The following is a 19961-nucleotide window of genomic DNA, read 5'->3' as shown; positions in this document are numbered from 1 at the left end:
CTCCAGCCGAACGCGGTTTTTCCCACGGTTGTGCGCTTGCGCAACATTTACCCCAGCTAAATTGACCGATTCACGCCAGTAACATCGCGCCCCGGCCAGTGCTTGGGTACAATTCCACGCTAATTTGATCGAGTATCAGGAACACTTACATGATCGCTTGCCTGCGGCTGTTCACTGCCCTCTGCCTCGCTGCCTTATTGGCCGCTTGTGCCAGCTCCCCTTCCTCCAGCCTTGGCGAACTTCCACGGACTCCGGACGCCAGCATCGAGCAACTGCTCGAACAGGCCGCCCAGGCTAAAACCCCGGAACAAGCCGCCCTGCTACGCCTGAGCGCGGCAGACCAGGCTTACCGCCAGGGCAATGCCGGCCAGTCCGCGCAAATCCTGCAACAAGTGCCGGTGGAGCAACTCAAGCCGGGCCAGCAGATTTTCGCCAACACGCTGTCCGCCGAACTGGCCATGACGCGCAATCAGCCGAAAGCCGCGCTGACTGCCCTGAGCCATCCAGGCTTCCAGAAGCTCGGTGAGATGCCAGAAGAGCAGCAAGTACGCACCGGCACCGTTCACGCCCGCGCCCTTGAAGCCGATGGCCAGACACTGGCCGCCGCTCGCGAACGCGTGTTCATTGCGCCGATGCTGGAAGGCGAAGCGGCGAGCAAGAACCACGAAACGATCTGGACTCTGATCGCCTCGCTGCCAACCGATCAACTGCAACCCAACACCACCGACGACCTCGGCGGCTGGATGGCACTGGCGCAGGCGGTGAAAACCGCCGGCACGCTGGAGCAGCAGCAAGCCGCGATCGACAACTGGCGCGCGCAGAATCCAAAGCACCCGGCCGCAATCAACCTGCCGCAGCCGCTGACCAAACTCAAGGAACTGGCCAGCCAGCCACTGAGCAAAATCGCCCTGCTGCTGCCACAGGACGGCCAGTTGGCGTCGGTCGGCAAAGCGCTGCGTGAAGGCTTCATGGCCGCGCACTATCAGGCGCAACAGGCCGGACAGAACCCACCTGCCATTGAGTTCTACGACAGCTCGAAGCTGACCTCGATGGACGAGTTCTATCGCAAGGCCCAGGCTGACGGCGTGCAACTGGTGGTCGGCCCGCTGGAAAAACCTCTGGTCAAGCAACTGAGCACCCGCCCGCAACTGCCGATCACCACCCTGGCGCTGAATTACAGCGAAGGCGAGCAAGGTCCGGCACAGTTGTTCCAGTTCGGTCTGGCGGCTGAAGACGAAGCTCGCGAAGTCTCCCGTCGCGCCCGCGCCGATGGCCTGCACCGCGCCGCGATCATGGTGCCGAAGGGCGAATGGGGCGACCGCGTCCTGCGCGCGTTCAGCCAGGACTGGCAAGCCAATGGCGGCAGCATCGTTGCCACTGAACGTGTCGATCAGCCGGTGCAACTGGCCCAGCAGATCGCCGACATGTTCCAGCTGCGTCAGAGCGAAGCCCGCGCCAAGAGCCTGCAGAATGTTGCTGGCACCAATGTCGCCGCGCAGCCGTCGCGTCGTCAGGACATCGAATTCATCTTCCTCGCCGCTACGCCGCAACAGGCCCAGCAGATCAAGCCGACCCTGAACTTCCAGTACGCTGGTGACGTTCCGGTTTACGCGACCTCTCATGTGTACAGCGCCAGCGGCGACGTCAACCAGTACAACGACATGAATGGTATTCGCTTCTGCGAAACCCCTTGGCTGCTGGAAACCAGTGATCCGCTGCGCCAGCAAGTCACCGCGCAATGGCCGCAAGCCAATGGCAGCCTCGGTCGCCTGTACGCCATGGGCGCTGACGCCTATCGTCTGGCACCGCGCCTGGGCCAGCTCAAGGCGCTGCCGGACAGCCGCATCGAAGGTCAGTCGGGCAGCCTCGGCATGACCCAGACCCAGCGCGTTGTACGTCAGTTGCCCTGGGCGCAGTTCGTCAGCGGTCAGGTGCAGCGTCTGCCGGACACGCCGCGCTGATGCCCGACCGGTCACGCTCGCAAAGCGGCAAGGATGCCGAGCGCCAGGCGCTCGAACATCTGCAACAACAAGGGCTGCGCCTGTTGGCGCAGAACTGGTTATGCAAACGCGGCGAGCTTGATCTGGTCATGCTTGATGGCGATACAGTAGTATTCGTTGAAGTTCGCTACAGAAAAAACACTCAATGGGGTGGCGCGCTCGCCAGTATCGACGAGCGCAAGCAGCAGAAACTGATCTTTGCAGCACAGTATTTTCTTCAGCGCGAGTCGCGTTGGGCCAATTCCCCCTGCCGCTTCGATGTGGTGGCGATCGACAGCCACCCGAATCAGCTGAACTGGTTGCAGAATGCTTTCGACAGTTGATCGCCTGCAGCCTGCCCTGTTTTCGTCCGACACATTTTGCTCTTTGCTTTGCCGGCTGCACATTCACGTGCCGAACAGCCGCGCCACTTAAGGTCACACAGATGGACATGCAATCCCGAATTCGCCAGCTTTTCCAGGCCAGTATCGACACCAAGCAACAGGCGATGGACGTACTTGCACCGCACATCGAGCAAGCCAGCCAGATCATGGTCAACGCCCTGCTCAACGAAGGCAAAATGCTCTCGTGCGGCAACGGTGGCTCGGCCGGCGACGCGCAGCATTTTTCCTCGGAGCTGCTCAACCGCTTCGAGCGCGAACGTCCGAGCCTGCCGGCGATTGCGCTGACCACCGATACTTCGACGATCACTTCGATCGCCAACGACTACAGCTACAACGAAGTGTTCTCCAAACAGATCCGCGCCCTCGGTCAGCCCGGCGATGTGTTGCTGGCGATTTCGACCAGCGGCAACTCGGCGAACATTATTCAAGCGATCCAGGCCGCACATGATCGCGAAATGATTGTCGTAGCTTTGACCGGACGCGATGGCGGCGGCATGGCGTCGCTGCTGTTGCCCGAGGACGTAGAGATTCGCGTACCGGCCAACGTCACTGCACGTATTCAGGAAGTCCACTTGCTGGCGATCCATTGCCTCTGCGATCTGATCGACAGCCAACTGTTCGGGAGTGAAGAATGACCCCTAATCGCCTTGGCCTTCTGGCCTTGACCCTGTGCCTCGGCATCAGCGGCTGCACCTCGGTGGTAAATGCCAGCCGTGAAGCGCCGATCGAAGACGACCGTGGCACGCGCACCTTCGGCAGCAAGATCGACGACTCGCTGATCGAAACCAAAGCGGGCGTGAACATCGCCAAGGCCGATCCGGCGCTGGACAACGATTCGCACATCGTCATCACCAGCTTCAACGGCGTCGTCCTGCTGGCTGGCCAGACACCACGCGAAGACCTCAAGGCCAAGGCTGAACAGGCTGCCGCCAATGTGCAGCGCGTGAAGAAAGTGCACAACGAGCTGCAAGTACTGCAACCGTCCTCCCTGCTCGCTCGTCAGAACGACGCGTGGCTGACCACCAAGATCAAGACCCAGATGCTCACCGACGCCAGCATCCCCGGCTCGCGCATCAAGGTCGTGACCGAGAACGGCATCGTCTACCTGCTCGGCCTGCTGACCAAACAGGAAGCCACTCAGGCAACCAATCTGGTTCAGGGTGTGTCCGGCGTGCAGAAAATCGTGAAGCTGTTCGAATACATCGACTGACGCAAGCGCAGGAGCGTGTAGGAGCTGACGAGTGCAACGAGGCTACGATCTTTTGATCTTGCTTCTAAAGATCAAAAGATCGCAGCCTCCGGCAGCTCCTACACCGCCAACGCAGGCATAAAAAAGGCGACCCTCTCGGATCGCCTTTTTTTATTTCACAACCTTCAAACTCGGCCGGCCACTTGGGCGCGGTGGCTCGCTGCCCGGTGGCGGCGTGTCGTCATCCGGGTCGATGTCTTCCTCGTCATCCATCGGCAACTCGAGGTCAAACACCATGCCCTGGCCGTTCTCCCGCGCATAGATACCCAGAATCGCGCTGATCGGCACGTAGAGACTGTGCGGAACACCGCCAAAGCGGCCTTCGAACGTCACCACGTCGTTGTCCATGTGCAGATGACGCACAGCACTCGGCGAGATGTTCAGGACGATCTGGCCATCGCTGGCAAAGCCTTGTGGCACCTGCACCGCCGGGTACTCGGAGTTGACCAGCATGTGCGGGGTGCAATCGTTATCCACAATCCACTCGTAGAGCGCGCGGACCAGATAAGGTCGACTGGAGTTCATAGCGGCTCCTTAAGCCTTAGCGCATATCGCGTTCGACACCAGACAGACTCGCCTGGAAAGCCTCACGCGCAAACTGACGCTCCATATAATCAAGCAGCGGCTTGGCCGGCCGCGGCAGTTCAATACCCAGAATCGGCAAACGCCAGAGTATGGGTAATAGGCAGCAATCCACCAGACTTTGTTCCTCACTGAGGAAGAACGGTTTGTCGGCGAACAACGGCGAAACGCCAGTCAGGCTTTCACGCAATTCCTTGCGCGCTACGACCCGTGCAGCCTCTTTGCTCTTGGGATCCAGAATCAGATCCACCAGCCCGCACCAGTCACGCTGAATCCTGTGAATCAGCAGACGGCTGTTGGCCCGCGCCACCGGATAAACCGGCATCAGCGGCGGGTGCGGGTAACGCTCATCCAGATACTCCATCACCACGGTCGACTCCCACAACGCCAGGTCACGATCGACCAGCGTCGGCAGACTGCCGTAAGGGTTCACCTCAATCAGTTTAGGCGGCTGGCGGCCGGCCTCCACGTAAATGATTTCGGCGCTGACACCCTTCTCTGCAAGCACGATGCGCACTCGGTGGGAATAGTGGTCGGCGGGGTCGGAGTAACAGGCCAACCGATTGGTCACGCCCATGGCGATCCTCCTCGCTTGTTGAATTTGTCGGAACCGGAAAAACGCGCGCGCCCAGAGGGCACCTCCCGCAGGGTCTGACTGAGCAGATCCTGCTTTAGCGGAGGCGCCCTTGGGCGCGCGCGATTAACAGCAATGCTTGAAGCGTATCAGTGCACGTCTTTCCAGTATTCACGCTTGAGCAGGTAGGCGAACACAAAGAAGAACGCCAGGTACAGCAAGACATAAGTACCGATGCGCTGATGTTGCAGCTTAACCGGGTTAGCCGAGTAAGCCAGGAAGGTTACCAGATTCTTGACCTTCTCATCGAACTGCTCTTCGTTCAGAGCACCGGACTTCGGCACGATGGTCAACTGATCGCACGCTTCATGGGTCAGCGGCGTGCCTGTCAATGGATCGTATTGCTTCTTGCCGTCCTCGACGATCTGCACCTGTTTGCAGCCGACCACCTGACGGCCCTGCAGGCCGACCAGCACGTTAGGCATGCCGACGTTCGGGAAGACCTTGTTGTTCACGCCCCATGGACGCGCCGGATCTTCGTAGAACGACTTCAGGTAACCGTAGAGCCAATCGGTTCCGCGCACCCGCGCTACCAGTGTGAGATCGGGTGGCGCTGCGCCGAACCAGGTCTTGGCGTCGGCCGGCTGCATGCCGATGTTCATGTGGTCGCCGATCTTGGCGCCAGTGAACACCAGTTTCTCCAGCATCAATTCGTGCGGGATGCCGAGGTCATCGGCGACGCGCTCGTAACGCTGGAACTTGGCGCTGTGACAGCCCATGCAATAGTTGGCGAAAGTGCGCGCACCGTCCTGCAGGGCGGCTTTATCGGAGACATCGATATCGACACTTTCCAGTTCCGGACCATGGCCCTCGGCAGCAAAAACCAGGGAAGGCAGCGCAGCAAAAATCAGAGCAAGAAATAACTTTTTCATCAGCCAGTCACCCTTTCCGGTACCGGTTTGGTCTTCTCGAGCCGGGTGTAGAACGGCATCAGAATGAAGTAGGCGAAATACAGGAAGGTGCAGACCTGCGACAGCAACGTGCGGCCCGGCGTTGGCGCAAGAACACCGAGAACGCCGAGAATCACGAACGAAATGCAGAACACCACCAGCCAGATTTTGCTCAGCCAGCCTTTATAGCGCATTGATTTCACCGGACTCCGATCCAGCCAGGGCAGCACGAACAGCACCGCAATCGCCGCGCCCATGGCGACAACGCCCAAGAGCTTGTCCGGGATCGCCCGCAAGATCGCGTAGAACGGCGTGAAGTACCAGACCGGCGCAATGTGTTCAGGTGTCTTGAATGCGTTCGCCTGCTCGAAGTTCGGTTTTTCGAGGAAGTAGCCGCCCATTTCCGGGAAGAAAAACACAATCGAGCAGAAGATGAACAGGAACACCACAACGCCGACAATGTCCTTCACCGTGTAATACGGGTGGAACGCAATGCCGTCCAGCGGAATGCCGTTTTCGTCCTTGTGCTTCTTGATATCGACGCCGTCAGGGTTGTTCGAACCGACTTCGTGCAGCGCCAGAATGTGCAATACGACCAGGCCGAGAATCACGATCGGCAATGCGACAACGTGCAAGGCGAAGAAGCGGTTCAGGGTGATTCCGGAGATCAGATAGTCACCGCGAATCCACTGGGTCAGGTCATCACCGATCAGCGGAATCGCACCGAACAGCGAGATGATCACCTGAGCGCCCCAGTAGGACATCTGGCCCCACGGCAGCAGGTAACCCATGAACGCTTCTGCCATCAGTGCCAGGTAGATCAGCATGCCGAACACCCAGACCAACTCGCGCGGTTTCTGGTAGGAACCGTAGAGCAGGCCGCGGAACATGTGCAGATAGACGACAATGAAGAACGCCGAGGCGCCGGTCGAGTGCAGCAGACGCAGGATCGAACCGTACTCGACGTCGCGCATGATGTATTCGACGGAAGCGAAGGCTTCTTCTGCCGACGGCGTGTAGCTCATCGTCAGCCAGACACCGGTAACGATCTGGTTGACCAGCACCAGCAGCGCCAGCGAGCCGAAGAAATAGAAGAAGTTGAAATTTTTTGGTGCGTAATATTTGCTGAGATGGTCTTCCCACATTTTGGTTGCAGGAAAGCGCGCATCAACCCAATCCATGAACTTGCTCATCACGCTTTCTCCGTATCGACGCCAATGACAATCAGGTCATCGGTCTCATAGGAATGCGGGGGAACTGGCAGGTTCAAAGGCGCAGGTTGCGACTTGTAGACGCGGCCAGCCAGATCGTAGTGGGAACCGTGGCACGGGCAGAAATAACCGCCGACCCAGTCTTTGCCCAGATCCGCAGGTGCCACTTCGGGACGGAAGGTCGGTGAGCAACCCAGGTGCGTACAGATCCCGATCAGCAGCAGAATTTCCGGCTTGATCGAGCGTACTTCCGGGTCGACATAGGTGGGTTGCGTGGAGTTTTTGGAGGTCGGATCGGAGAGCTGACCCTCGATCTTCTTGAGATTCCCCAGGATTTCCTCGGTACGGCGGACAATGAACACCGGCTGGCCGCGCCACTCAGCAATCATTTGCTGGCCTGGCTCGATTTTGCTGACATTCACTTTCACCGGTGCACCGGCAGCTTTCGCCTTGGCACTGGGAAACCATGACCCCACGAACGGGACCGCAGCCCCCACCGCTCCTGCAGCACCCACCACGGATGTGGCTGCCACCAGGAAGCGACGCCGGCCTGCATTCACGCCGTCATTGCTCATTCAGTCCTCTCCCATCAGCTTTTTTGGCCTGTTAAATCAGGCGTCTACTAAATAAATCAAATGTTACTTATAAAAATTTTGCCCGAATGGTAATGAAAACCCCCAATTCTGACAAGGTTAATTCCCCGGGGCTCAGCCCCTCAAGCCTTGGAGTATAGGGGGTCTACGGCTGTGGCAAGTTGTCACAACGCAATTCTTTGATAAATCGCAGGCATAAAAAAACGCCCGCTTCCGTGAGGAGGCGGGCGTTCTTTTTGAACGTGGAAGCGGAATTAACGCTTCGAGTACTGCGGACGCTTACGCGCTTTACGCAGACCAACTTTCTTACGTTCAACTTCACGGGCGTCGCGGGTAACGAAGCCAGCTTTGCGCAGAGCGCTACGCAGGGTTTCGTCGTAGTCCATCAGAGCACGAGTGATGCCGTGGCGGATTGCGCCAGCCTGACCACTTACACCACCGCCGATCACGGTGACGTAGATGTCGAACTTCTCGACAGTCTCGGTCAGCTCCAGCGGCTGACGAACTACCATGCGGGCAGTTTCGCGGCCGAAGAAGTTATCCAGCGAACGGTTGTTGATGGAGATGTTACCAGTACCCGGACGCAGGAAAACGCGTGCGGTTGCGGTCTTGCGACGGCCAGTGCCGTAATTTTGAGTCGCCGACATAATGAACTATTCCGTTAAATCTTCAGTTCTTGGGGCTGCTGAGCAGTATGAGGGTGTGCAGCGCCCGCATAGACTTTCAGCTTACGGTACATGTCGCGACCCAGTGGGTTTTTAGGCAGCATGCCTTTAACCGCGGTCTCGATCACGCGCTCAGGGGCTTTGGCGATCAGCTTTTCAAAGTTGATCGACTTGATGCCGCCCGGGAAACCGGAGTGGGAGTAGTACATTTTGTCAGTGGTTTTAGCGCCGGTAACACGGATCTGCTCGGCGTTGATGACGACGATGTAGTCGCCGGTGTCAACGTGAGGAGTGTACTCAGGCTTGTGCTTGCCACGCAGACGGCTCGCGATTTCGGTGGCCAGACGACCCAGGGTCTGACCAGCAGCGTCGACGACAAACCAGTCGCGCTTTACTGTTTCCGGTTTAGCAGTAAAAGTTTTCATTCTTTATAGCCTCAGGGGCCGCCTGTAAATAAGACGGCGGATCTTACTGAATAGTGCGTACTTTGACAAGTCAAAGGCAGCCGGATACAGACGCTTTCGGGGGCTCGGGTCGGCGCGTCCGTTCAACGGCAAGATTCTTCGGCGGCGGCGCATCACTTCCACTGCAGAAAGAGGTCGGCAATTATGCAGATTGCGAAAAATTTTTCAACCTGCTTTTATGATTGTTTTGCCCAAGGAGCACCCGATGGACTATCGCCAGCTAGGCCGTACCGACCTGAACGTGAGTGCAATCTGCCTCGGCACCATGACCTGGGGCGAGCAAAACACTGAAGCTGAAGCCTTCGCCCAGATCGAACGGGCCAAGGAAGCCGGGATCAATTTCCTCGATACCGCTGAAATGTATCCGGTGCCGCCGAAAGCCGAAACCTACGCCACCACCGAGCGCTACATCGGCAATTACTTCAAGAGTCGCGGTGACCGTGCCGACTGGATCCTCGCCAGCAAGATCGCCGGCCCCGGCAACACCATCGACTACATCCGCGACAAGAACCTGCGCCACAACCGTCAGCACATTACCGAAGCGCTGGACGGCAGCCTCAAGCGCCTGCAGACCGATTACATCGATCTGTATCAACTGCACTGGCCGGAACGCAGCACCAACTTTTTCGGACAGCTGGGCTACAAGCACAAGATCGAAGCGAATCTGACGCCACTGGAAGACACCCTCGAAGCTCTCGACGAGCAGGTGAAGGCCGGCAAAATCCGCCACATTGGCCTGTCCAACGAGACGCCGTGGGGCACCATGCGCTTTCTCGCTCTGGCCGAAGCCCGTGGCTGGCCGCGTGCAGTGTCGATCCAGAACCCGTACAACCTGCTCAACCGCAGCTTCGAAGTCGGCTTGGCCGAGATCGCCATTCGCGAACAGTGCGGCCTGCTCGCCTATTCGCCACTGGCGTTCGGCTTCCTCTCCGGCAAATACGAGGGCGGCGCCCGTCCACCGAAAGGCCGCCTGAGCCTCTACAGCCGCTTCAGCCGCTATTTCAACCCGCAATCGGAAGCGGCATGCAGCCGTTACGTTGCATTGGCCCGTGAACACGGGCTGGATCCGGCGCAAATGGCCCTGGCGTTCGTGACGCAACAACCGTTCGTGACCAGCAACATCATCGGCGCGACCACGCTGGAACAGCTGGACAGCAACATTGCCAGTTTTGATCTGAAACTGTCGGATGAAGTGCTGGCCGGGATCGAGGCGATTCACAAGGATCATCCGAACCCCGCGCCGTAAGCCAAAAGATCGCAGCCTTCGGCAGCTCCTACAGGATTCACACCGGTCCTGTGTAGGAGCTGACGCAGGCTGCGATCTTTTCAGCCCCTCAAAGCGACCGCGCAATAATTTCCTTCATGATTTCATTGGTGCCGGCGTAAATCCGCTGTACCCGCGCATCCGCCCACGCCCGGGCCACCGGGTATTCCCACATGAAGCCGTAGCCGCCATGCAGTTGTACGCATTCGTCGAGCACCTTGCATTGCAGGTCGGTGCCCCAATACTTGGCCATTGCCGCCGTCGGCACATCGAGTTTGCCTTGCAGGTGCAGCTCCAGGCAGCGGTCGACGAAGACCCGGCCGATCTGAATCTCGGTAGCCATCTCGGCCAGTTTGAAGCGGGTGTTCTGGAAGTCGGCAATCGCCTTGCCGAACGCCTTGCGATCGCGGGTGTAATCGAGCGTCCATTGCAGCGCCGCCTCGGCCGAGGCCAGCCCGCCGATGGCCACGGTCAGACGTTCCTGCGGTAACTCCTGCATCAGATAGGCGAAGCCGGCCCCCGCCTGTCCGAGAAGGTTTTCCTTCGGCACGCGCACGTCCTGGAAGAACAATTCCGAAGTGTCCTGTGCCTTCATGCCGACCTTCTCCAGGCGTTTGCCCTTCTCGAAGCCGGGCGTATTCGCCTCCACCAGAAACAGACTGGTGCCCTTGGCGCCCGCTTTCGGATCGGTCTTGGCCACCACGATCACCAGGTCAGCGAGAAAGCCGTTGGTGATAAAGGTTTTCGAGCCGTTGATCACATATTCATCACCGTCCAGCACCGCCGTGGTTTTCACCCCTTGCAGGTCGGAGCCGGCGCCAGGCTCGGTCATGGCGATCGCCGTGACCATTTCGCCCGAGACCAGTTTCGGCAGGTATTTGTGCTTCAGCGCTTCGCTGCCGTAATGCAGGATGTACGGCGCGACGATATCCGAGTGCAGCGAAAACCCGATGCCGGTCAGGCCCAGGCGCCCGACTTCTTCAATCACTACGGCGCTGTACAAAAAATCCGCGCCCAGCCCGCCATACTCCTCCGGCAGATGCGAACAGAGCATCCCTGCCTCCCCGGCCTTGTTCCAGAGTGCGCGATCGATGTGCCCCTGCTTCTCCCATTGCGCGTGATACGGCACGGCCTCTTTTTCGAGGAAAGTTCGTACGCTGTCGCGGAACAATTCGTGCTCTGAGCTGAACAGGGTTCTGGGGATCATGCGGCACCTTTCTTTTTGTTGGAGGGATACGGCATTCAGAGACTAAGCCCGACTCCCGTTACGCGACACTGGACACATCCGACAAAAAATAAGACGATCCAGCCGTCTGGTGACCACTTTCCCTTATAAAAACAAAACAAAAGTTGAATTATGTCCAAGCACGTCTCCCCGCCCTTGCGGCGCGTCAGCATCCTGGCCATCGACCGGGTTTTCGCTTACACCCTCATGCAGGCCAAGGATTTTTTCCATGTGGCCAGCCTGCGTTATGGCAAACAACTGGGCCATGGCCTGACGCCGGCGTTCGAAACGCGCCTGGTCAGCCCCGATGGCAAACCGGTAAAAAGCTTCAGCGATGTAGTCATGCCGGTCGACGGCGGCCTGGAAAACGCCGATGTGATCATTCTCCCGGCGTTCTGGGACGATTTCGACACGCTGTGCAGCCGTTATCCGCAAATCCTGCCGTGGCTGCGTGAACAGCATGCTCGCGGCGCGGTGTTATGCGGTGAAGCCACGGGAGTGTTCTGGCTCGCCGAAGCCGGCCTGCTCAATGGCAAGGAAGCGACCACCTACTGGCGCTTCTTCAATGCCTTCGCCGAGCGCTTCCCCAAGGTCTATCTGAATCAGGACAAGCACCTGACCGATGCCGATAACCTCTATTGCGCGGGCGGCACCACCTCGGCCTGTGACCTCTACATCTATCTGATCGAACGCTTCTGCGGCTCGAACGTGGCACAAGCCGTGGCCCGCGACATTCTTTACGAAGTGCAGCGCAGCTATTCGCCGGGACGTATCGGGTTCGGTGGGCAGAAGCTGCACCAGGACGTGATCATCCTGCAGATCCAGCATTGGCTCGAAGAACATTTCGCCGACAAGTTCCGCTTCGAGGACGTCGCCCGTGAACACGGCATGAGCATCCGCAACTTCATGCGCCGCTTCCAGACCGCCACCGGCGACAAGCCGCTGCACTACTTGCAGCGCCTGCGCATCGAGACCGCCAAGGGTTTGCTTTCGGGCACGCGCAAGAGCATCAAGACCATCAGTTATGAGGTCGGTTACGACGATGCTAGCTTCTTCGCGCGACTGTTCCGCCAGCACACCGAACTGTCGCCGAACCAGTATCGGCAGCAGTTTCAGCAGGCGGCATAATTTTCCTGCAACAGCGCAATTCCAATGTGGGAGCGAGCCTGCTCGCGAATTCGGTTTCACATTCAACAAAATTGTTGGCTGCCACACCGCCTTCGCGAGCAGGCTCGCTCCCACAGGGAAAAACCTCAGCGCACAAAAAAAGGGCCTGCAATCGCAGGCCCTTTTTTTACCGAGACGCCGCTTAAGGCTTGTGCGCCCGCGACAGAAACTCGTGGGATTGCATCTCCAGCAGGCGGCTCAGCGTGCGCTGGAACTCGAAGGTCAGGCGTCCGCCGGTGTACAGATCCTTCAGCTCGACTTCGGCAGAAATGATCAGTTTGACGTTGCGATCGTAGAACTCGTCGACCATGTTGATGAAGCGCCGGGCGATGTCGTCGGTGGTCACGCTCATCTGCTCGACGCCGCTGAGCAGCACGGCGTGGAAGATTTTGCCCAGTTCGATGTAGTCGTTCTGGCTGCGCGGGCCGTCGCACAGTTCGCGAAAGTCGAACCAGGCCACGTCGTCACAGGTACGCAGGGCGCGGATTTCGCGGTTCTCGATGATCAGCACATCGTTTTCGACGGCGGCGGTGCACTCCGGCGTCAGTGCCTTGAAGCTCTTGCGCAGGCTTTCGTGCGCCGCTTCGTCGAGCGGATAGTGGAACAGCTCGGCTTGCTCAAGGTGACGCAGACGGTAGTCGACACCGCTGTCGACGTTGACGATCTCGGTGTTCTGCTTGATCAGCGCAATGGCCGGCAGGAAGCGCGCGCGTTGCAGGCCATCCTTGTACAGGCCGTCCGGCACGATGTTCGAGGTCGCGACCAGGGTCACGCCGTTCTTGAACAGCTCTTCCATCAGCGTGCCGAGGATCATCGCGTCGGTGATGTCAGAGACAAAGAACTCATCGAAGCAGATCACCCGCGACTCGGCCGCGAAGCGCTTGGCGATGATAGTCAGCGGGTTCTTTTCGCCGCCGAGGGTTTTCATTTCTTCGTGCACCCGCTTCATGAAGCGGTGGAAGTGCGTGCGGGTCTTTTCCTTGAAGGGCAGCGCTTCGAAGAAGGTGTCGACCAGGTAAGTCTTGCCACGACCGACGCCGCCCCAGAAATACAGGCCCTTGACCGGTGCCTGATCTTTTTTGCCAAACAGCTTGCCGAGCAAGCCCGGCTTGTTCTGGTCAGCGGCGATCAAGTCGTCGTACAGACGCTGCAAGTGACGCACAGCAGTTTCCTGCGCGGCGTCATGGAAGAAGTCCGGGCGTTTCAGATCAGCTTGATATCGTTCTAGGGGCGTCATAATTCGTTAGCAAGGCAACAAAAACGGGCCGTCACTGTAGCGACGGCCCGTGGGAATGGCAATCGGCCCTTGGTCGGGTCGTGCCGCCGGTCAGTCTTGCGCTGGGGTCAGCGCTACGCGCAACGCCTCGATGGCGGCATCCCGCGCTGCAGCATCGGCGAAGGCCGGGCTGTCGCCCACGCACTCACCGGCCAGCCAGACGCTGAAGCTCAGGTCATCAGTGCGCACATCCAGCGACTCGCCGGACTGCAACTGTTTGGTCACCTGGCCGGCAGTTTTGCCGTCGGCGAAGTTGCGCGACAGCAGCAGTTGCTCGCCATCGGCCGCCAGCAGGCGGAAACGGAAGCTGCCGTCGTCTTCACGGAAGCTGACGAAACGTGCAGCCTTCGCGGCTTTCTTCTTGGTGGCCGCGGCGACCTGAACCTGCTTGACGAAAGAACGCAGGCCAACGGCTTCGCGCAACTCATTGAGGAACGGCGTGGCAACAGCGCGGGCCTTTTTCGCACCGATCTGCAGAATGTCTTCCAGGTCCGCTGGACGCTCGATCAACTGGTGATATTTCTCGCGCGCCTCGCCCAGCTCGTTGTCGAGCAACTGGAACAGACGATTCTTCGCCTCGCCCCAGCCCAGGCCACCGAGCAGTTCGCTGCGGAATTCGTCAGCCTGCGCCGGGGTAGCGAAGGCCTGGAACAGAGTGAACAGGTGCGAGTTCTCCGGATCTTTCGCTTCGCCCGGGGCCTTGGAATCGGTGACGATCCGCGAGATCGCGTCCTTCATCTCTTTGGCGCTGGAGAACAACGGGATGGTGTTGTCGTAACTCTTCGACATCTTGCGACCGTCGAGGCCCGGCAACGTCGCCACGCTTTCCTCGATCAGCGCTTCGGGCATGGTGAAGAATTCTTTGCCCTGACCGAACAGATGGTTGAAACGCTGACCGATATCGCGGGCCATTTCTACGTGCTGAATCTGATCGCGACCGACCGGCACCTTGTGCGCGTTGAACATCAGAATGTCCGCCGCCATCAGTACCGGGTAGCTGTAAAGCCCCATGGTGATACCGGCATCTGGGTCTTCACCGGTTTCGACATTCTTGTCCACCGAGGCCTTGTAAGCGTGCGCGCGATTGAGCAGGCCCTTGGCGGCGACGCAGGTCAGCAGCCAGGTCAGCTCAGGGATTTCCGGGATGTCGGACTGGCGGTAGAAGGTCACGCGATCGACGTCGAGGCCACCGGCCAGCCACGTCGCGGCGATTTCCAGACGCGAGCGCTGGATGCGCAGCGGGTCATCGCATTTGATCAGGGCGTGGTAGTCGGCCAGGAAGTAGAACGAATCGGCCTGGCTGTCGCGGCTGGCGAGGATTGCCGGGCGAATCGCGCCAGCGTAGTTGCCCAGATGCGGCGTGCCGGTGGTGGTGATGCCGGTGAGAATGCGGGTACGGTTGGTCATGGGTAATCGCTTGTCAGACTGCAATCAATTCGAGAGACGCGGCAGCAGCAGATCCTTGAGATCGGTCAGCTTGCCGTGAAAAAAGTGTCCGCATTCTGCCACTTTCAGCAGCTCATGGGGGCGCTGGAGTTTGTCGGACCAGTCGTAGACCAGTTGCGGATCGATGACTTCGTCGGTTTCCGGCTGGATCACGGTCAACGCGCCATGCTGCGGCAGTTGATCCTGCTCGCCCAGGCGCATCACCGCCGGGGCGACCATGAACAGGTGTGCAAGCTGCACGCCTTGGGCTTCGAGGCGGCCGCCGAGACTTGCTGCAACAAATCCGCCGAAGGAGAACCCGAACAGCGTCAGGGGCAAGTCCGGGTGCTTTTCGCGCAGCCATGCGGCGGCGGCCTGGGCATCATCGACTTCACCGGTGCCCATGTCGTGCGTGCCCTGGCTGGCGCCGACGCCGCGATAGTTGAAGCGCAAGGTGATCAGGCCTGCATCGCGCGCGGTGCGCTGCAGGGTCGAGACGACCTTGTTGAGCATGGTGCCGCCCTGCACCGGGTTCGGATGGCAGATCAGCGCAATGCCGCGCGGCTGCTCGTTATCCAGGTACAGGGATTCCAGTTGACCCACCGGGCCGTCAATCACTACAGGGGTTTCACGCATCAGCAAGGGAGGAACTCCGTGACCTCGAATCGGGTCGACTCGTCTAGCAAATTGTCTGTGCCAATCTATTGCGAGTGAATCGCGGTATACAGCGCAGGTTCGAGCCGTTAACGTAAAGCAAAGCCGTTTATAGAGGAAGGACTCGTGGAACACTCGCTCTTAGTTTGGTTGTTACCGACTCTTGCCCTGGTTGTGGGTGTCGCCATTGGATTCCTGATCGCGCGCGTTGCGCCGAACGCCGCACCGAGCCGCACGCAGCGTCAACTGGATGATATCCAGGAGCGTTTCGACAGTTACCAGAACGAAGTAGTCACGCACTTCAACAGCACCGCGATGCTGGTCAAGAAGCTGACCCAGAGCTATCAGGAAGTGCAGGATCATCTCGCCGAGGGCGCCAATCGTCTGGCCCTGGACGAGCAGACCCGCCAGCGCCTGATCGCCGCCCTGCACGCCGACGCGGCGCAGGCTCCACGCGAACGCCTGACGCCACCGCGCGATCAGGAACCCCCGCGTGACTATGCACCGAAGAATCCAAACTCACCGGGCATGCTCGATGAGCATTACGGGTTGAAGAAGTAAGCAGTCTTCGCTGCAATCAAAAAGCCCCCGGACAGTGATGTGTCCGGGGGCTTTTTTGTGTCTGCAATCTTTTCGCTTCCCTTGCCGACCTCTTCGCGAGCAGGCTCGCTCCCACAGGGGAATGCATTTCAATTGTGGGAGCGAGCCTGCTCGCGAAAGGGCCGCTACAGGCGAGACAAAAAAATGCCCGATCACAGGACCGGGCATTTCTTCATTCAGACAATCACTTATGGATACTGCTGCACCGTACCCGGCTGTTGCTGCTGACCACCGTACTCCTGTCCTGGAATCGCCTTCAGGTTGACTTCAACCCGGCGGTTCTGCGCGCGGCCGTTGACGTCGCCGTTGCTGGCAATCGGGTTATCCGGGCCGGCGCCACGTGCCGACAGGTTGGCACCACTGACGCCTTGCGAGGTCAGGTAAGTCGCCACGCTCTGCGCACGACGCTGTGACAGGTCCATGTTGTGCTGGCGGCTGCCGGTGCTGTCGGTGTAGCCGACGATTTCGATCTGGTTCTGGTTGAATTCCTTCAGCGAGCTGGCGAGGTTGTTCAGCGGCTGATAGAAGCTGGACGCGATGTTCGCCGAGTCGGTGGCGAAGGTGATGTTGCCCGGCATGATCAGCTTGATCTGATCGCCCTGACGCTGCACTTCAACGCCGGTGTTGGCCATGCTCGCGCGCAGTTTCTTTTCCTGCTGGTCGGCGTAATAGCCGTAGCCGGCCGCGGAGGCACCAACGACAGCAGCACCGATCAAGGCGCCCTTGCCACGGTTGTCGTGACCGATGGCGGCACCGGCGAGTGCGCCGGCCAGCGCACCGAGGCCACCGTATTTGGCGGTTTTGCTCATGCCTTGCGAGCCACCGTCGGCCTGACCCTGATTGTCATACGGATTGGGCGAGGCGCAGCCGGACAGCACGGCCACGGCAGTAGCGACAATAATCAAACGACGCGTGGTGAACATGGAGAGCTCCTGATTTTCTGCATTCTGTGGTGCAGCGGCCATTGATCAACTTATGGACCTGCGCGGGCGTTGGATCATGACAATGCGCAAAAATTCCGCCGCACACCCGTGACAAAAAATTCACGCACGCACAAACGGGTTCTCGCGCATCTCATCACCCAGACGCGTATCCGGGCCGTGCCCGGTGACAACCGTCGCGTCCTCGTCCAGCGTATACAGCCGCTGCTTGATCGAACGCACGATGGTCGCCTGATCGCCACCCCACAAATCCGTACGCCCTACCCCGCGACGAAACAGCGTGTCGCCGGCTATCAACAGCTTAGCCTCAGAAAACCAAAAGCTCATTGAACCCGGTGTATGTCCGGGCGTATGCAACGCCACGCCGCAGCCGCAGGCCAGTTCTTCATCATCGCTCAACCAGCGATCCGGCGACGGCACCGGGGTGTACGGCACGCCGAACATCTGGCATTGCATTTCGAGGTTATCCCAGAGGAACTGATCCTCCTTGTGCAAATGCAGGGTCGCGCCGGTTTTCTCCTTCATCTGCCCGGAAGCGAGGAAGTGATCGAGATGCGCGTGGGTGTGGATGATGCTGACGACTTTCAGGCCATGAGCATCGAGGCGCGCCATGATCAGGTCAGGGTTGCCGCCGGGGTCGACGACGATGGCTTTTTTTGTGATCGGGTCGCCGATGATCGTGCAGTTGCACTGGAGCGGGCCGACGGGGAAGGTTTCGCGGATGAGTTCGGGTCTTGGAATGGACATTGAAGTCTCGACGTGCGGCTGAACAAGTTGTTCAGCATTCTACTTTACGAGCCGATACAAACGGTTCCAGCCAGAAATCTGGCGTCATACATCAGAAAAGTAGTGGCGCAATGATGTCAAACAGCCAATTCTGGTGCAAAATCGATTTCTTTTTGTAGCGGTCGCATTCAGGAAGGGCCGCATAGTCATCAGGAACCTACATGCCTACGCCCAAGACTTATTCCTTCAGTTTGCCATCCACGTTGACCGGCAATGCCATCGTCGACAGCCTCATTTCCGGCACTTATTGGGTGGGCGCCAACTGGACCCCGACCGGACCGACCAATCTCAGCTACAGCTTTATGGCTCCGGGCACGTCTTATTTTGTTATCGACTATAGCCCCGATAACGAATACAACGCTTTGTATGAGCTCACAGCTGGGCAAAAAAATGCTGTCACCAGCGCCCTCGGAGCGTGGAGCGCCGTTGCCAATCTGAATTTCACCCTGACCACCGACACGATCAGCAACGTGGGTGACATGCGGTTTGGCGGCTATCGACTGATGGACGACAAGACCGCTGCGTGGGCTTATTTTCCGTCAAACACACCGGTAGCCGGCGACGTCTGGATCGGTCCGCAAACCAATGATGCAAATCCGGGCCAAGGAAGTTACGACTACCTGACGTTCGTTCATGAGATCGGCCACGCGCTGGGCCTCAAACATCCTTTCGATACCAGTTCAACCAACAAAACCTTGCTGGACCCGACACTGGACGATGTTCACTTCACCGTGATGAGTTACAACAGCAACTATTCGTACCAGCCAACCACACCGATGGTGCTGGACATCATTGCGATCCAGAGTCTGTATGGCGCCAACATGGCCTGGCAGGCCGGCGACACCGTTTACAAGTGGGCCGCCAACCAGTCGATTTTCGAAACCATCTGGGACGGTGGTGGCAACGACACCATCGATGGCAGCAATCAGCTCGCCGCCGTCAGCATCAACCTGAATGAAGGCGCCTACAGCCAGATCGGCAAGGCATTCGTCGATTACAACAACCTGACGGCCATCAATGACGGGCTGGCGATTGCCTACGGTGCCCGGATCGAGAACGCCATTGGTTCCGTGTTCAACGACATCCTGACCGGCAACGCACTGAACAACACGCTTGATGGCGGCGCGGGGGCTGACACCATGTCCGGCGGCGACGGTGTGGACACTTACTACGTCGACAACGTCGGTGATGTGGTCATCGAAACCGACGCCTCGCTCACCGCGCTTGACCGGGTGTTCTCATCCATCGACTACACCCTCGGCGCCAACGTCGAGAACCTGATCCTGACCGGCACAGCCAACCTCAACGGCACCGGCAGCTCGGTCAACAACCGCATGACCGGCAACGATGGCGACAATATCCTCGATGGCGGTCTGGGCGCCGACACCCTGATCGGTGGCGCGGGCAATGACACCTACATCGTCGACAACCTCGGCGACACCGTGACCGAAACCAGCACCCTGATCAGCGAAATCGACACTGTGCGCTCCTCGGTGGACTTTACGCTGGGCGCCAACCTGGAAAACCTCGTGTTGACCGGCAACGCCGTCAACGGCACCGGCAACGCGCTGAACAACACCCTGACCGCTAACGCGGCCGCCAACACCCTCGATGGCGGCGCAGGCGCTGACACCATGATCGGTGGCGACGGTGTCGATACCTACTACGTCGATAACGTCGGCGATGTGGTCATTGAATCCGACGCCTCGCTCACCGCACTTGACCGTGTGTTCTCGTCCATCGACTACACCCTTGGTGCCAACGTCGAAAACCTGATCCTGACCGGCAATGCCATCAACGGCACGGGCAATGAGCGCGATAACCGCATCACTGGCAACGCGCTGGCCAACACACTCAATGGCGGCCTCGGTGCCGATACCATGATCGGTGGCGACGGCGTCGATACTTACTATGTCGACAATGTCGGCGACCAGGTCATCGAAACCGACGCC

At 59.0% G+C, this 19961-nt stretch carries 21 protein-coding genes; 8 read left to right on the top strand and 13 right to left on the bottom strand.

Translation table 11 applies throughout. The features are described 5' to 3' along the window. Positions 1–149 precede the first annotated feature (149 nt). The 4 genes from AC0Z4S_RS25570 (at position 150) to AC0Z4S_RS25555 (ending at position 3593) form a co-directional block, all read left to right on the top strand. Positions 150–1961: a penicillin-binding protein activator gene (locus AC0Z4S_RS25570; protein WP_485625011.1), complete on the top strand. Its 1812-nt coding sequence runs from the start codon at positions 150–152 to the stop codon at positions 1959–1961. Continuing rightward, positions 1961–2323, top strand: a complete 363-nt coding sequence (locus tag AC0Z4S_RS25565) for a YraN family protein (RefSeq protein ID WP_016773265.1) — start codon at positions 1961–1963, stop codon at positions 2321–2323. Before AC0Z4S_RS25570 ends, AC0Z4S_RS25565 begins: the two co-directional genes overlap by 1 nt. A gap of 101 nt (positions 2324–2424) precedes the next feature. Continuing rightward, positions 2425–3018 (top strand): phosphoheptose isomerase, encoded by a 594-nt coding sequence (locus AC0Z4S_RS25560; RefSeq protein WP_008082788.1) that lies wholly within the window; start codon positions 2425–2427, stop codon positions 3016–3018. After that, complete coding sequence (locus tag AC0Z4S_RS25555; RefSeq protein ID WP_024014250.1) at positions 3015–3593, top strand: BON domain-containing protein; 579 nt, start codon at positions 3015–3017, stop codon at positions 3591–3593. Before AC0Z4S_RS25560 ends, AC0Z4S_RS25555 begins: the two co-directional genes overlap by 4 nt. 150 nt (positions 3594–3743) lie before the next feature. Here the strand turns inward: AC0Z4S_RS25555 and AC0Z4S_RS25550 are convergent, their stop codons facing one another. From AC0Z4S_RS25550 to rplM, 7 genes are all read right to left on the bottom strand, one after another. Then, on the bottom strand, positions 3744–4157 hold the full coding sequence (locus tag AC0Z4S_RS25550; RefSeq protein ID WP_253495792.1) for a ClpXP protease specificity-enhancing factor: 414 nt from the start codon (positions 4155–4157) through the stop codon (positions 3744–3746). 16 nt (positions 4158–4173) lie between these two features. Beyond that, a complete protein-coding gene (locus AC0Z4S_RS25545) occupies positions 4174–4791 on the bottom strand; it encodes a glutathione S-transferase N-terminal domain-containing protein (protein ID WP_007961620.1) in 618 nt (205 codons plus the stop codon). Between the two features lie 146 nt (positions 4792–4937). Beyond that, positions 4938–5720, bottom strand: coding sequence for a cytochrome c1 (locus AC0Z4S_RS25540; RefSeq protein WP_024014251.1), 783 nt, complete (start codon positions 5718–5720; stop codon positions 4938–4940). Then, positions 5720–6931, bottom strand: coding sequence for a cytochrome b (locus tag AC0Z4S_RS25535; RefSeq protein WP_130909684.1), 1212 nt, complete (start codon positions 6929–6931; stop codon positions 5720–5722). Before AC0Z4S_RS25535 ends, AC0Z4S_RS25540 begins: the two co-directional genes overlap by 1 nt. Continuing rightward, positions 6931–7524, bottom strand: coding sequence for a ubiquinol-cytochrome c reductase iron-sulfur subunit (gene petA, locus AC0Z4S_RS25530; RefSeq protein WP_007917031.1), 594 nt, complete (start codon positions 7522–7524; stop codon positions 6931–6933). The genes AC0Z4S_RS25535 and petA overlap by 1 nt, the downstream gene beginning before the upstream one ends. A gap of 272 nt (positions 7525–7796) precedes the next feature. Further along, on the bottom strand, positions 7797–8189 hold the full coding sequence (gene rpsI / locus AC0Z4S_RS25525; protein ID WP_003228056.1) for a 30S ribosomal protein S9: 393 nt from the start codon (positions 8187–8189) through the stop codon (positions 7797–7799). A 14-nt stretch (positions 8190–8203) separates the two neighbouring features. After that, a complete protein-coding gene (gene rplM / locus AC0Z4S_RS25520; protein ID WP_003228062.1) occupies positions 8204–8632 on the bottom strand; it encodes a 50S ribosomal protein L13 in 429 nt (142 codons plus the stop codon). Between the two features lie 244 nt (positions 8633–8876). Here rplM and AC0Z4S_RS25515 point away from each other — a divergent pair, with 244 nt between their 5' ends. Continuing rightward, positions 8877–9917, top strand: a complete 1041-nt coding sequence (locus AC0Z4S_RS25515; protein WP_039761359.1) for an NADP(H)-dependent aldo-keto reductase — start codon at positions 8877–8879, stop codon at positions 9915–9917. 88 nt (positions 9918–10005) lie between these two features. Here AC0Z4S_RS25515 and AC0Z4S_RS25510 read toward each other — a convergent pair whose 3' ends face one another. Next, positions 10006–11142, bottom strand: a complete 1137-nt coding sequence (locus AC0Z4S_RS25510) for an acyl-CoA dehydrogenase family protein (RefSeq protein WP_101161947.1) — start codon at positions 11140–11142, stop codon at positions 10006–10008. A 249-nt stretch (positions 11143–11391) separates the two neighbouring features. Here AC0Z4S_RS25510 and AC0Z4S_RS25505 point away from each other — a divergent pair, with 249 nt between their 5' ends. Further along, positions 11392–12288, top strand: coding sequence for a GlxA family transcriptional regulator (locus tag AC0Z4S_RS25505; RefSeq protein ID WP_165839204.1), 897 nt, complete (start codon positions 11392–11394; stop codon positions 12286–12288). A 181-nt stretch (positions 12289–12469) separates the two neighbouring features. On the opposite strand, the gene zapE is transcribed toward AC0Z4S_RS25505, so the two are convergent. From zapE to AC0Z4S_RS25490, 3 genes are all read right to left on the bottom strand, one after another. Beyond that, on the bottom strand, positions 12470–13564 hold the full coding sequence (gene zapE, locus AC0Z4S_RS25500) for a cell division protein ZapE (protein WP_016773254.1): 1095 nt from the start codon (positions 13562–13564) through the stop codon (positions 12470–12472). A 90-nt stretch (positions 13565–13654) separates the two neighbouring features. Further along, positions 13655–15010 carry a tryptophan--tRNA ligase gene (locus AC0Z4S_RS25495; protein WP_485625010.1) on the bottom strand — a complete coding sequence of 452 codons (1356 nt, stop codon included), beginning with the start codon at positions 15008–15010 and terminating at the stop codon, positions 13655–13657. Positions 15011–15034: 24 nt separating this feature from the next. After that, the gene (locus AC0Z4S_RS25490) at positions 15035–15664 is read right to left on the bottom strand and encodes an alpha/beta hydrolase (protein WP_064364366.1); all 630 of its coding nucleotides are present in this window, start codon (positions 15662–15664) and stop codon (positions 15035–15037) included. Between the two features lie 144 nt (positions 15665–15808). Here AC0Z4S_RS25490 and AC0Z4S_RS25485 point away from each other — a divergent pair, with 144 nt between their 5' ends. Further along, positions 15809–16243 carry a Z-ring associated ZapG family protein gene (locus tag AC0Z4S_RS25485; RefSeq protein ID WP_042609742.1) on the top strand — a complete coding sequence of 145 codons (435 nt, stop codon included), beginning with the start codon at positions 15809–15811 and terminating at the stop codon, positions 16241–16243. Between the two features lie 227 nt (positions 16244–16470). Here AC0Z4S_RS25485 and AC0Z4S_RS25480 read toward each other — a convergent pair whose 3' ends face one another. Both AC0Z4S_RS25480 and AC0Z4S_RS25475 read right to left on the bottom strand, forming a co-directional pair. Beyond that, positions 16471–17205 carry a YiaD family glycine zipper/OmpA-like lipoprotein gene (locus AC0Z4S_RS25480; protein WP_485625009.1) on the bottom strand — a complete coding sequence of 245 codons (735 nt, stop codon included), beginning with the start codon at positions 17203–17205 and terminating at the stop codon, positions 16471–16473. Between the two features lie 120 nt (positions 17206–17325). Further along, the gene (locus tag AC0Z4S_RS25475) at positions 17326–17970 is read right to left on the bottom strand and encodes an MBL fold metallo-hydrolase (protein ID WP_485625008.1); all 645 of its coding nucleotides are present in this window, start codon (positions 17968–17970) and stop codon (positions 17326–17328) included. Between the two features lie 200 nt (positions 17971–18170). Between AC0Z4S_RS25475 and AC0Z4S_RS25470 the strand changes: the two genes are divergently transcribed. Further along, on the top strand, positions 18171–19961 hold a 1791-nt coding region (locus AC0Z4S_RS25470), incomplete at its 3' end, for a M10 family metallopeptidase (RefSeq protein ID WP_485625007.1).

The organism is Pseudomonas sp. 1L-B-1-E-C1 (genome assembly GCF_057291835.1).
This window is presented reverse-complemented; position numbering and strand designations above follow the sequence as displayed.

Bases quoted from the DNA above. Each gene is read 5' to 3' on its own strand.
- AC0Z4S_RS25560 (WP_008082788.1), top strand. From the start codon at position 2,425: ATGGACATGCAATCCCGAATTCGCCAGCTTTTCCAGGCCAGTATCGAC.
- AC0Z4S_RS25570 (WP_485625011.1), top strand. From the start codon at position 150: ATGATCGCTTGCCTGCGGCTGTTCACTGCCCTCTGCCTCGCTGCCTTA.
- AC0Z4S_RS25545 (WP_007961620.1), bottom strand. From the start codon at position 4,791: ATGGGCGTGACCAATCGGTTGGCCTGTTACTCCGACCCCGCCGACCAC.
- AC0Z4S_RS25550 (WP_253495792.1), bottom strand. From the start codon at position 4,157: ATGAACTCCAGTCGACCTTATCTGGTCCGCGCGCTCTACGAGTGGATT.
- zapE (WP_016773254.1), bottom strand. From the start codon at position 13,564: ATGACGCCCCTAGAACGATATCAAGCTGATCTGAAACGCCCGGACTTC.
- AC0Z4S_RS25480 (WP_485625009.1), bottom strand. From the start codon at position 17,205: ATGTTCACCACGCGTCGTTTGATTATTGTCGCTACTGCCGTGGCCGTG.
- rpsI (WP_003228056.1), bottom strand. From the start codon at position 8,189: ATGTCGGCGACTCAAAATTACGGCACTGGCCGTCGCAAGACCGCAACC.
- AC0Z4S_RS25515 (WP_039761359.1), top strand. From the start codon at position 8,877: ATGGACTATCGCCAGCTAGGCCGTACCGACCTGAACGTGAGTGCAATC.
- AC0Z4S_RS25495 (WP_485625010.1), bottom strand. From the start codon at position 15,010: ATGACCAACCGTACCCGCATTCTCACCGGCATCACCACCACCGGCACG.
- AC0Z4S_RS25475 (WP_485625008.1), bottom strand. From the start codon at position 17,970: ATGTCCATTCCAAGACCCGAACTCATCCGCGAAACCTTCCCCGTCGGC.
- AC0Z4S_RS25540 (WP_024014251.1), bottom strand. From the start codon at position 5,720: ATGAAAAAGTTATTTCTTGCTCTGATTTTTGCTGCGCTGCCTTCCCTG.
- petA (WP_007917031.1), bottom strand. From the start codon at position 7,524: ATGAGCAATGACGGCGTGAATGCAGGCCGGCGTCGCTTCCTGGTGGCA.
- AC0Z4S_RS25490 (WP_064364366.1), bottom strand. From the start codon at position 15,664: ATGCGTGAAACCCCTGTAGTGATTGACGGCCCGGTGGGTCAACTGGAA.
- AC0Z4S_RS25535 (WP_130909684.1), bottom strand. From the start codon at position 6,931: ATGAGCAAGTTCATGGATTGGGTTGATGCGCGCTTTCCTGCAACCAAA.
- rplM (WP_003228062.1), bottom strand. From the start codon at position 8,632: ATGAAAACTTTTACTGCTAAACCGGAAACAGTAAAGCGCGACTGGTTT.
- AC0Z4S_RS25510 (WP_101161947.1), bottom strand. From the start codon at position 11,142: ATGATCCCCAGAACCCTGTTCAGCTCAGAGCACGAATTGTTCCGCGAC.
- AC0Z4S_RS25565 (WP_016773265.1), top strand. From the start codon at position 1,961: ATGCCCGACCGGTCACGCTCGCAAAGCGGCAAGGATGCCGAGCGCCAG.
- AC0Z4S_RS25555 (WP_024014250.1), top strand. From the start codon at position 3,015: ATGACCCCTAATCGCCTTGGCCTTCTGGCCTTGACCCTGTGCCTCGGC.